We start from the raw sequence: 11,011 nt of genomic DNA, 5'->3' as shown, positions 1-11,011 counted from the left end.
CGAGGCGTCATCGGGAAACCACGCCCGGAATTCTTGATAGGTCCGCGGGTAGTCCACACCGCCCACGGGAGCGCCCTCGACACCCACGCTGAACAGCATAGGTCCACTTAAGCAGATAAGCAGTACACATGTTCGACGGATCGCTTCCAGGGCCCACGGCGATGGGTACCGTCAGCGATTCCGTGCTGGTCCAGTCCATCAGCGGGTGGGCCGCCACCGCCTCAGCCGCCGAAGCCCGCAAACTGGCCGCGATCGCCGAACTGCACCGCCGCGCCGTCGCCGGCGAGCTCCGCGAACGCCTCGCCATCGACGACACGGACGCCGCTGCCGCCCACATCAGCTGCGCGCTGGCGCTGCGCCACGGCAAAGCCCTCGGCCTCATCGACCTCGCCCTGACACTGCGCGACCGGCTCCCCAAGGTCGGCGCCCGCTTCCTCGCCGGCGAAATCAGCGCCACCATGATCGCCACCATCGCCTGGCGCACCTTCCTGGTCGGTCAGGCGGCGCTCCCGGCCATCGACACCGCCCTGGCCGAACAGCCGCTGCCTGGGGCGATTTGTCCGATGCCAAACTCGCTCAGGCCATCGACGTCTGGATCCACCGCCACGACCCCGACGCCGTGCGCCGCGTCCGCAACGCCATGCGGGGCCGCTATTTCAACGTCGGCGACTACACCGACGAGAACACCGGCACCGTCACCGTGCACGGTCGCATCAGCCTGCCCGACGCTGCGCTGATGCAACAGCGCCTCGCCATCATGATCGCCACACCCTGCGCCGACGATCCCCGAACCACCGACCAGCGCCGGGCCGACGCCGTGGGCGCTGCCATGGGATCCGGGGTGTTCTTCCTGGCCTGCACCTGCCCCGACCCCGCTTGCCCCGCCAAGAAGGACGACGGCCGCGCCAGCAGCATCACCATCCACGTCATCGCCGACCCCGACTCGCTACACGCCGAACCCGATCCCCACCTGCACGGCGACACACCCATCGACGAGGCGCCCGCCTCGCCGCAGCCCGAGCCGCAGCCCGAGCAACAGTCCGATCCCGAGCCCGTACACCCGGAACGCAAGCCTGCGCTGGTCCCCGGGTTCAGAGGCGCGATCCTGCCCGCACCACTGCTGGCCGAGTTGGTCCTGCAGGGCGCCAAGATTCGCCTCGTCGACAGCCTCAACCTCAAGACCGAACCGCGCTACCGGCCCTCAGCCGCACTCGCCCGCTTCGTCCGCACCCGGGACATGACCTGCCGCTTCCCCGGCTGCGACCGTCCAGCCGTGTACTCCGACCTCGATCACACCCAGCCCTGGCCGGCCGGAGCCACCCACCCGGCCAACATCAAGTGCTACTGCCGCCTGCACCACTTGATCAAAACTTTCGTTCCCGGCTGGACCGACCAGCAGCATCCCGACGGCGCCCTCATCGTGACCACCCCCGCCGGGTTGCGCTACACCACGAAACCGCTGACCGCCCTGCTGTTCCCGCTGTGGAACAGCGCCACCCCACCCGCCCCGCCTCCACCGCCAGGCCACCAAGCCTCACCGACCCACCCGGGCCGGCACCTGATGATGCCCACCCGCCGACGCACCCGCGCTCAGAACCGTGCCGCCCGCATCACCGCCGAACGCACCTACAACGCCACCCAACGCGTACTCGAACAAGCCGCCCGTTCCCCGGAGTACGAATCCGTCACACCACCGGGAGCGATCCAGCAGCCCGACTACGGCGACGACCCACCGCCGTTCTGATACACGTCCGAACAACCGAAGGGCACCTCCTTGTGGGAGGTGCCCTTCTCGGTTCCGGCCTACGGCCTGCCGCTGAATGATTTATTCAGCGCACGTCGACGTAGTAGACGCTGCCCGTGGTGGTGTTCTGGAAAGTCCGGTCGTTGCGGAAGTCCCGGACGGTGGAGCGGATATCGCCGCCCTTGTTGACGCCGACCACATTGGCCTGGCTCAGCGGGGTATCGGAGAGCCGGTTGACGACCACGCGGTGGCCCTGGGCCTCCAGCTGGCTGATCGTGGCGTCGGCGTTGCCGGAGGTCGGAGCAGCGGCGGCGGGGCCGGCGAGCCCAACGACAGCGGCGCCCAGGCCGGCGGCGAAAGCGGTGGCGATGGTGAAGTTCCTCATGATTCTTGCCCTTCCCGGTGGCGTTCTTCTGTGCTTCTGACCGGTTAAACCCCCAGCTGAACCGGTTCATTTCAGTTGGCAGAAATTGAACGGCGCCTGGCAGGAATGTGATGCCGAGTCCCGCGATGCCGCGCTCAGGTGCCGCCGCGTTGGCGCAGCGTCGCCGCGCGCATCATGAGGTGGTTGCGCTCCGCGACGTTGTGCGCCTGAGCCGCGGCCTCGGCGTAAAGCGTTGCGGCAGCATCGATGTCACCGGCTTTCTCACGGAGATAGGCCGCGGAGGCGGTGTAGCGCGGAAGCGCCGGGTCGAGCCCGGCCAGCGCGGCCAGCCCGGCCCGCGGTCCGTCGGCCTCGCCGACGGCGACCGCACGGTTGAGCCGCACCACGGCACTGTCGGTGAGCCGGACGAGCTCGTCGTACCACTCCACGATCTGCCGCCAGTCGGTCTGCTCGGCAGTCTGGGCGTCGGCGTGCAGCGCCGCGATCGCGGCCTGCGCCTGATACTCGCCGAGCCGGTCCCGTGCGAGCGCGGCCTGCAGGATGACCACCCCCTCGGCGATCAGATCGGTCCGCCACAGCCGACGGTCCTGTTCGGCCAGCGGTACCAGGCTGCCGTCGCCGCGCTTGCGTGCCGGGCGCCTGGCGTGGTGGAGCAGGAACAACGCGAGCAGCCCCGCGACCTCCGGGTCGTCGGTGCTCGCGGCGAGTTGTCGGGCCAGCCGGATCGCCTCGGCGGCCAGGTCGACGTCGCCGCTGTAGCCCTCGTTGAACACCAGGTACAGCACCCGCAACACGGTGCGCAGGTCACCCGGCCGGTCCAGCCGCACCTCGGTGACCGTGCGCTTGGCGCGGCTGATCCGTTGCGCCATGGTCGATTCCGGCACCAGATAGGCCTGCGCGATCTGGCCGGTGGTCAAACCGCCGACGGCCCGCAACGTCAGCGCGACGGCCGACGACGGGGTGAGGCTGGGATGTGCGCACAGGAAGTAGAGATGCAGCGTGTCGTCGGCGAACTCGGCTGGCCCCGGCGGCGGCTCGTCCGCCACCTTGAGTTCGCGGGCGCGCCGTGCGGCGTCGGCTCGGACCAGGTCGACGAAGCGTCGCCACGCGGTCGTGATCAGCCAGCCCTTGGGGTCGTCGGGACGCTGCCGCGGCCATGTCTGAACCGCGCGGATCAGGGCCTCCTGCACCGCGTCCTCGGCGGTCGCGAAATCCGCGCCGCGGTGCACCAGGGCGGCCAGCACCCCCGGGATCAGGTCGCGGAGCTCGTTCTCGTCCACCGGGTCGACGGGCCTCAGTCGGTGGTGCCCGGCTCCGCGCCCAGGAGCGGCCGGACCTCGAGCCACTCGTGGATCGGCGTGCCGCCCGCCCCCGGCGCGGCCGACAACTCACCGGCCAGCGCGACGGCACGCTCGTAGGAGTCGACGTCGACGATCATGAAGCCCGCGATCAGGTCCTTGGTCTCCGCGAACGGGCCGTCGGTCACCGGCGGCTTGCCCTCGCCGTCATACCGGACCCACGCGCCGTCTGCTGCCAGGGCATGGTGGGTCACGTACTCGCCGCTGTCCTTGAGCCGGTCGGCGAAATCTTCCATGTACGCGATGTGCGCGTCGATCTCGTCGGGCGTCCACCGGTCCATCGGCACGTCGTTCACCGACGCCGGCGCGCCCCGGTAGTGCTTGAGGAACAGGTACTTCGCCATGGATCTCTCCCTCTTCAGTTGGCGACCCTAGTTGGTCGCTCACCGTGGAGACGGAGCCGCAAGGCGATTCTCGACATCGGCGAGCATGACGTCGATGATCACCGGCCGGCGATCGGCTCTTTGCCTCCACGACCGCTCCGGCAGGACTATCGTGAGCCCAACTGCCGTCGGATCGTCGGGGTCGCGGATGCGTGAACAGCAGACCCGGTGCCGAATCTGTGGCACCGAGGCCCGTCCGGGTGCGCGTTTCTGCGACCATTGCGGCGCGGCCCTGTCCCCCGCGCCTCCGGTGGCCGAGTACAAGCATGTGACGGTGCTGTTCGCCGACGTGACCCGGTCGATGGACATCGCCAGCGCAGTGGGCCCGGAACGCCTGCGCGAGATCATGTCCGAACTGCTCGACAGGTCGACGAGGATCGTCGACCGTTACGGCGGCACCGTCGAGTTCATCGGCGACGGCGTCATGGCGCGCTTCGGCGCCCCCGTGGCGATGGAGGACCACGCGCTTCGCGCCTGTCTGGCAGCGTTGGCCATTCAGGACGCAGCACGCGACCTGGCCGCGAAGGTCCGCATGCGCGACGGTTTGGATTTCAAGATTCGTGTCGGCCTGAACTCCGGCCAGGTGATCGCCGGCGACATCGGTTCCGCGTCCCCCGGCTACACCGTGATCGGGGAACACGTCGGGCTCGCCCAGCGAATGGAGTCGGTGGCACCACCCGGAGGGGTGATGATCAGCGAGACCACCGCACGCCTGATCGAACACGAAGCCCGACTGGGCGACGTGGAGTGGGTGCACATCAAGGGCGCGGACCAGCCGGTACCCGCGCGCAGGTTGCTCGAAGTCGTCGAGCGACGCGACCGACGGTCGGCAGACACCACGTTTGTCGGACGCAATGACGAAATCGCAGAGCTGGTGAACTGCCTGGAGTACTCAACTCATCGCAGAGGCGTGGTGGCCGATGTGGTGGGAACGCCCGGTATCGGCAAGAGCCGGCTGACACGCGAACTCGCCGCACTGGCCACCGACCGCGGCATCGAGGTGTTCTGGACCTACTGCCAGTCACATACCCGCGACGTGCCCTTCGCCGCGGCCACCGGTTTACTGCGCGCCTTCTTCGGCATCGCGCACGTGTCGGCCGAAAGCGCCAGGGCCACCACGCGCTCGGCGCTGCCCGACGCCGACCCGCAGGACCTCTTGTTGCTCGACGACATGCTGGGAATCGGCGATGGCCGTCCCCCACCCGAGGACGTCGCCCCTGATGCCCGGAAGCGGCGCCTCACCGCGCTGCTGGACGAAGCCTTACTGTCGCGCCGTCAACCGACGGTGTATGTGGTCGAGGACGCACACTGGATCGATGCGGCCAGCGAGGCGCTGATCGCCGATTTTCTCGGCACCATCGCCGAGGCGTCCGCCCTGGTGATCGTCACGCACCGACCCGAGTACCACGGTGTGCTTGCGGGCGCGGCCGACAAGACGGTTGCCCTTGGGCCCCTTGACCATCCGAGCTCCACGAAGCTCACCGCTTCGCTCGTCGGTCCGGACACTTCGGTGGCCACTGTCGCCCAGCGCATCACCGACCGAGCCGCAGGAAACCCCTTCTTCATCGAAGAGATGGTCCGCGATCTCGCCGAGCGCCGCGTCCTCGGTGGAGCGAAAGGCGCCTACACCTGTCACGGAGACGCCGACATCCCCGTCCCGGCGTCCGTGCAGACCACCATCGCCGCCCGGATCGACCGGCTCGCGCCGGCGGCCAAACGCACCCTCAACGCGGCCGCGGCGCTCGGCTCGCCGTTTTCTCGCGCCCTCTTGGACGCCGTGTCCGGGTACTCGGTGATCGACGACCTGGTGGACGCGGAGTTGATCGCACAGGTGGGCACCCGACCGGATCTGTACGCCTTCCGGCACCCGTTGATGCGCGCCGTGGCCTATGAATCCCAGCTGAAGACGGGCCGCGCCGAACTGCACCGCCGGATCGCCGCCGAGATCGAACGCGCCGATCCCGACGGTGCCGCGGCCAATGCGGCCCTGATCGCCACCCACCTCGAAGCAGCGGGTGACCTCCGCGCGGCCTTCAGCCGGCATATGGAGGCCGGCACCTGGGCCACTCACCGTGACATCGCCGCGGCCAGGATGAGCTGGCGGCGGGCGGTCGCCGTCGCCGATGCCCTGCCGAACAGCGACCCGGATCGCCTGGCCATGCGCATCGCGCCGCGGACGTTGCTCGCGGCGACCATCTGGCGGGTCGGCGGCGAAGTGGCCGATGTCGGATTCGACGAGCTGCGGCAGCTGACCGAGCTGGCCGGCGACAAACGGTCCTTGGCGATCGGCATGGCCGGACTGATCCAGATGCTGAACTTCCACGGCCGATACACCGAGGCGTCTCGTCTCGCGTCCGAGCAGGTCGAGCTGATCGACGCGATCGGCGACCCGGAACTGGCAGTCGCACTGATCCCGACGGTGGGCACCATCGCCAAGTGGGACGCCGGTGAGATGTCGGCATCGTTGGCGCTGGCCCAGCGGTCCATCGACGACGCGGCCGGAGATCCGACGATGGGCAACCTCGTCATCGGATCACCACTGGCCATGGCACTGGTGATGAGGGCGTCGACGCGTTGCTGTCTGGGGATCAGCGGGTGGCGTCAGGATTTCGACGACGCACTCGCGATCGCCCGCAGTGTCGACAAGTTCACCTTCTCCACCGTGGTGATGTTCAAGTACGTCGCGATCATGAACTGGGCGCTGGTGGCCGACGATGACGCGCTGCGCGATACCACCGAGGCCCTGGCGATCGCACGCCGGTTCGGGGACGACTTCCTGCTTGTCAACGCCGAATTCACCTACGGGTTCATCCTGGCGCGCCGTCGGGACACCGACCGGCGACTGGGCTTCGAGTTGTTGGCGAAGTCGCGGCAGGTCGCGCTCGAACACCGATACACGATCATCGCGGCGTGGTGTGTCGACCTGGAAGTGGCAGCCGAGTCGATCCGCCGCGGCGACCACGACACCGCTGTCGATCTGTGCCGGGGGGTGCTCGAGAGCGAGATCCGCGCGGGCGAGGGTGTCAACCTCGGGTGGTCCACCAGCGTCCTCGTCGAGGCCCTACTCGCCCGCAACCGGGAAGGCGATCGCGAAGACGCCGGGGAGGTCGTCGCTCGACTGGCCGCGATCCCGACGGAACCCACCTTCCTGTATCACGAACTTCCGCTGATGCGTATGCGCGCGATGCTCGCGAAGGCCGACGGCGACCTGCATGCCTACGCCGAGATGCGCGACCGTTACCGGTCCCGCGCCGAGGAGGTCGGTTTCGACGGCCACATCGCACTGGCGCGGGCCATGGCCTGAACCGGGCTATGGTCCAGCCATGAGCCTCGTCACCTACGACTGCGACGACCACGTCGCCACCATCACCCTGAACCGCCCGGAGGCGCGCAACGCCATCAACGGCGCGGTGCGCCGGGACCTCAACGCGGCGTGGGACCGGTTCCGCGACGACGAGGACGCCTGGGTCGGCATCCTGACCGCCAACGGCGACGTCTTCTGCGCCGGCGGCGACCTCAAGGACGGCGAGGGCTCCGTGGGCACCTTCGGTGGCACGTTCTGGGAGAAGCCGACGATCAACTCGTTCGAGTCCGGCATGGAACTGTTCAAACCGACGATCGCCGCCGTCCACGGACCGTGTATCGGCTACGGCTTGACCGGAGTCCTGTTCTGCGACTTCGTCATCGCCAGCACCGAAGCCACCTTCGCGTATCCGGAGGTGACGTTGGGGGTGCCCACCATCGTCGGCGCGATCCGGCTCCCGGAGCGGGTGCGCTGGGCCGACGCCATGGAGTTGCTGCTGACGGGTAAGCCCGTCACGGCCGAGCGCGCCAAGGAGATCGGTCTGGTGTGGCGCCTGGTGGAACCGGAACGACTGCGCGCAGAAGCACAGTCGTGGGCCCGCACGCTCACCGAGGCGGCCCCGCTCGCGCAACGCGCCACCAAGGAAGTCGCGTGGCGCACGGCGAACATGGGCTGGATCGAATCCGTGCGCTTCGGCGAGACGATGCGCAAGGTCGCCGCCGCGACGGAGGACGTCGGTGAGGGAATCCAGGCGTGGCGGGAGAAGCGCGCGCCGCGGTGGCGCGCCCGCTGACGGGCTAGTAGACGGCCGCCCAGGCTTCTCTGCGGTCCCGGTCGGGATCGGAGGCCATCACGTCGCGGGTGGATGCGATCAGTCGGGTCAGGCGCGCCCGCGTCTCGTACAGCGGCCAGTGCTCGTCATCGACGTCCCTGCTGTTGCACGCGAAGTCGAGCCAGGCCCGCTGCATGCGGCGCCCGACGCTGGGCTGGATTCGCCGGCCCAGCGGGTGCAGCTTGCGCCCGACGAAGGACGCGTAGCTGTGATGGATGTGCACGATCTCGCTGCCGTGGGTCGCCCCCAGACCGAGCATGCGCAGGCTGAGCCCGAAATGGTCGAAGCGGTACATCCGCGTCGGCGCGTGCGCGCTGTAGGCGTCGGCGAACGCCCAGGCCGGTCCGGCGAACATCGCGTCGGCGCCCAGCGCCACCAGCGCGCTTCGCCGTGGATACGCCGGATACGCTTGCAGCACAGCATTTCTGGCTTCCGAAGCGACGCGTTCGAAGTACGCGTCGATCGAGGCCTTCGTGGTCGGCAGCATCGGCGGCTTCGTCCAGGCGAACATCGACGCCTCGTGGCTGTTGGTGCCGACGATCAGCGGGACCCGCGACGTGCGGCGATCCCGGGCCGCCTGCACCGGGTGGTGCGGCAACACCTCGGTGCCGTGCGTGAGCCCGTAGGCCAGTGTCGGGGTGGTCGCGGCGCTCTTGAGCTGCAGCATGCCCGCGGCGCGTCGCAGCTGACGCTGCGGCAGGTCCTTCACCTCGGCGGCGCTGACACCGAGGCGGCGCAGGAACTCGTGCGCGTTGGCGGCACGGAACTCGCGATCGGCGATCAACGGTAGCGCCGGACTCTGCGCGATGGCCCGGTGGAACAGTCCGTCCGCCTGCGGCGCCGCCAGCAGCGCCAGCACCGACGTCGCACCGGCCGACTCGCCGAACACGGTGACCCGGCCCGGATCACCGCCGAACGCGGCGATGTTGTCACGCACCCAGCGCAGCGCGGCGATCTGGTCGCGCAGCGCGAGGTTGTCGTCGAACCCGTCGCCGAGGTCACTGAGCTCGAACCCGCCGAACACGCCGATCCGGTAGGTGACGTTGACGACGACGACGTTGCCGTTGGCCGCCAGCCGGGAGCCGTTGTACAGCTGGAACTGGCCCGCGCCGTACACGAACGCGCCGCCGGGGATCCACACCATCACCGGCAGGGACGCCGTGGTGTCCGGCGACCACACCGTCAGCGTCAGGCATGCTTCGTCGCGCACCTTCGGGTCGTCGCGGCCGCCCCCGACGAACGACTTGGTCTGCGGCGGTAGCGGACCGTGTTGGCGTGCGTTGCGCACCCCTGTCCAGGGCTTCAGCGGCTCCGGGGCCAGGAAACGGCGCCGCCCGACCGGCTGCTCGGCGTAGGGCACCCCGCGCCACACGCCGATGCCTGCCTCCACCTCGCCGCGCAGGTCACCCGACGGGGTGCTCAGCACAGCGGATTCTCCGGCGACGACAGTCACACGCCAAATCGTAGTGTGCGAAGCTGGACCGGCATCGGTGTGAGGCGGGCCCCGCGCAGCGGGCGGGCGGTAGATGGGGGTAGCGACATGACCTTCAACGAGGGCATGCGGATCGACACCAGTACCACCTCGACGAGCAGTGGCGGCGGCCGTGGTCCGGGCCGGGGCATCGCGGTCGGTGGCGGCCTGGGCGGCCTGCTGATCGTGGTGGTCGCACTGTTCCTCGGAGTCGACCCGGGCACGGTGATGCCGAACCAGGCCCCGATGGACACCCAGGGCGCGCAGGCGCAGGGCTTCGATCTGAGCCAATGCCGGACCGGCAGGGACGCCAACGAGATCCCGCAGTGCCGGGTGGTGGCGACCGGCAACTCGCTCGACGGCGTGTGGGCGCAGCTGATGCCCGGCTACACGCGGCCGCAGATCGAACTGTTCACCAACGGCGTGAACACCGAGGGATGCGGCTTCGCCAGCAGCGACGTCGGGCCGTTCTACTGCCCCGTCGACAAGACCGCGTACTTCGACGTCGGCTTCTTCGACATCCTGCAGACCCAGTTCGGCGCCAGCGGTGGACCGTTCGCCGAGGAGTACGTCGTGGCCCACGAGTTCGGCCACCACGTGCAGAACCTGCAGGGCGTGCTGGGCCGCGCCCAGCAGGACCCGACCGGCCCCACCGGCGGCGGGGTGCGCACCGAGCTGCAGGCCGACTGCTACGCCGGGGTGTGGGCGCACTACGCGACCATCACCAAACAGGAAGGCACCGATGTTCCGTTCCTGGAACCGTTGACCGACAAGGACATCGCCGACGCACTGTCCGCGGCGGCAGCCGTCGGCGATGACCGGATCCAGGAGACGGCCACCGGCCGGGTCAGCCCGGAGTCGTGGACCCACGGGTCGTCGTCGCAACGGCAGAAGTGGTTCACCACCGGTTACCGGACCGGTGACGCGGCGCAGTGCGACACCTTCGCGACGAACAACCTTGGCTAGGCCCACCACGGCGGTCGACGCGGCCGCCGAACGCTATCTGGACACCTGGGCGGCGCTGGATCCGTGCGCGGCCACCGAAGCCGGCATCGCCGGGCACGACGACCGCATGACCGACTACTCCCCCGACGGGGTGAAGGCGCGCGCCGAAGCCGCCCGCGCCGCGTTGCAGGAACTCGACGGCATCGAACCGGCCGACGGCGTCGACGTCGTCACCGTCGCCGCGATGCGTGAGCGCCTCGGTGTGCTGCTCGAAATACACGATGCCGGACTCGATCTCGGCGAGCTCAACGTCATCGCCTCCCCGCTGCAGACGATGCGCGACGTGTTCGACCTGATGCCCACCGACACCGAGGACGACTGGGCCACCGTCGACCGGCGGCTGGCCGGGATCCCGGCGGCCGTCGCCGGTTACGCCGACGCGCTGCGGGCGTCGACCCGCAGCGGCCGGACACGGGTGGACCAAGACCGTCTACCGGCAGGGCGACATCCTGGACCGCGACGCGGTGCGTTCGCTGGTCGCCGACGCCGACGTGGTGGTCCACCTCGCGTTCGTCATCATGGGCTCGCG

At 69.3% G+C, this 11,011-nt stretch carries 8 protein-coding genes and 1 pseudogene; 5 read left to right on the top strand and 4 right to left on the bottom strand.

The window, feature by feature from the left end:
- The first annotated feature begins 128 nt into the window (after positions 1-128).
- Positions 129-1,744, top strand: a pseudogene (locus ASJ79_RS09430) (DUF222 domain-containing protein).
- Between the two features lie 85 nt (positions 1,745-1,829).
- Here the strand turns inward: ASJ79_RS09430 and ASJ79_RS09425 are convergent.
- The 3 genes from ASJ79_RS09425 to ASJ79_RS09415 form a co-directional block, all read right to left on the bottom strand.
- Complete coding sequence (locus ASJ79_RS09425) at positions 1,830-2,129, bottom strand: hypothetical protein (protein ID WP_067954477.1); 300 nt, start codon at positions 2,127-2,129, stop codon at positions 1,830-1,832.
- A gap of 134 nt (positions 2,130-2,263) precedes the next feature.
- Positions 2,264-3,409 carry an RNA polymerase sigma factor gene (locus tag ASJ79_RS09420; protein WP_067954475.1) on the bottom strand — a complete coding sequence of 382 codons (1,146 nt, stop codon included), beginning with the start codon at positions 3,407-3,409 and terminating at the stop codon, positions 2,264-2,266.
- Positions 3,410-3,423: 14 nt separating this feature from the next.
- Positions 3,424-3,831: a YciI family protein gene (locus ASJ79_RS09415; RefSeq protein WP_067954474.1), complete on the bottom strand. Its 408-nt coding sequence runs from the start codon at positions 3,829-3,831 to the stop codon at positions 3,424-3,426.
- A gap of 187 nt (positions 3,832-4,018) precedes the next feature.
- On the opposite strand from ASJ79_RS09415, the gene ASJ79_RS09410 reads away from it, so the two are divergent.
- Positions 4,019-7,174 (top strand): adenylate/guanylate cyclase domain-containing protein, encoded by a 3,156-nt coding sequence (locus ASJ79_RS09410; RefSeq protein ID WP_067954471.1) that lies wholly within the window; start codon positions 4,019-4,021, stop codon positions 7,172-7,174.
- Between the two features lie 19 nt (positions 7,175-7,193).
- Positions 7,194-7,967: an enoyl-CoA hydratase/isomerase family protein gene (locus ASJ79_RS09405; protein ID WP_067954469.1), complete on the top strand. Its 774-nt coding sequence runs from the start codon at positions 7,194-7,196 to the stop codon at positions 7,965-7,967.
- A 4-nt stretch (positions 7,968-7,971) separates the two neighbouring features.
- Here ASJ79_RS09405 and ASJ79_RS09400 read toward each other — a convergent pair whose 3' ends face one another.
- Positions 7,972-9,468: a carboxylesterase/lipase family protein gene (locus ASJ79_RS09400; protein ID WP_369803636.1), complete on the bottom strand. Its 1,497-nt coding sequence runs from the start codon at positions 9,466-9,468 to the stop codon at positions 7,972-7,974.
- Positions 9,469-9,546: 78 nt separating this feature from the next.
- Between ASJ79_RS09400 and ASJ79_RS09395 the strand changes: the two genes are divergently transcribed.
- Together ASJ79_RS09395 and ASJ79_RS09390 are read left to right on the top strand one after the other, a co-directional pair.
- Positions 9,547-10,443, top strand: coding sequence for a neutral zinc metallopeptidase (locus ASJ79_RS09395; protein WP_067954464.1), 897 nt, complete (start codon positions 9,547-9,549; stop codon positions 10,441-10,443).
- A partial coding sequence (locus ASJ79_RS09390; RefSeq protein ID WP_156448356.1) for a DUF885 family protein occupies positions 10,436-11,011 on the top strand: 576 nt, incomplete at its 3' end. The genes ASJ79_RS09395 and ASJ79_RS09390, both read left to right, overlap by 8 nt.

It is taken from the genome of Mycobacterium sp. NAZ190054 (assembly GCF_001545925.1).
Taxonomy (GTDB): Bacteria; Actinomycetota; Actinomycetes; order Mycobacteriales; family Mycobacteriaceae; genus Mycobacterium.
This window is presented reverse-complemented; position numbering and strand designations above follow the sequence as displayed.

Excerpts from the sequence above, each read along its gene's own strand:
- ASJ79_RS09395 (WP_067954464.1), top strand. The coding sequence starts at position 9,547 with ATGACCTTCAACGAGGGCATGCGGATCGACACCAGTACCACCTCGACG.
- ASJ79_RS09405 (WP_067954469.1), top strand. The coding sequence starts at position 7,194 with ATGAGCCTCGTCACCTACGACTGCGACGACCACGTCGCCACCATCACC.
- ASJ79_RS09410 (WP_067954471.1), top strand. The coding sequence starts at position 4,019 with ATGCGTGAACAGCAGACCCGGTGCCGAATCTGTGGCACCGAGGCCCGT.
- ASJ79_RS09425 (WP_067954477.1), bottom strand. The coding sequence starts at position 2,129 with ATGAGGAACTTCACCATCGCCACCGCTTTCGCCGCCGGCCTGGGCGCC.
- ASJ79_RS09415 (WP_067954474.1), bottom strand. The coding sequence starts at position 3,831 with ATGGCGAAGTACCTGTTCCTCAAGCACTACCGGGGCGCGCCGGCGTCG.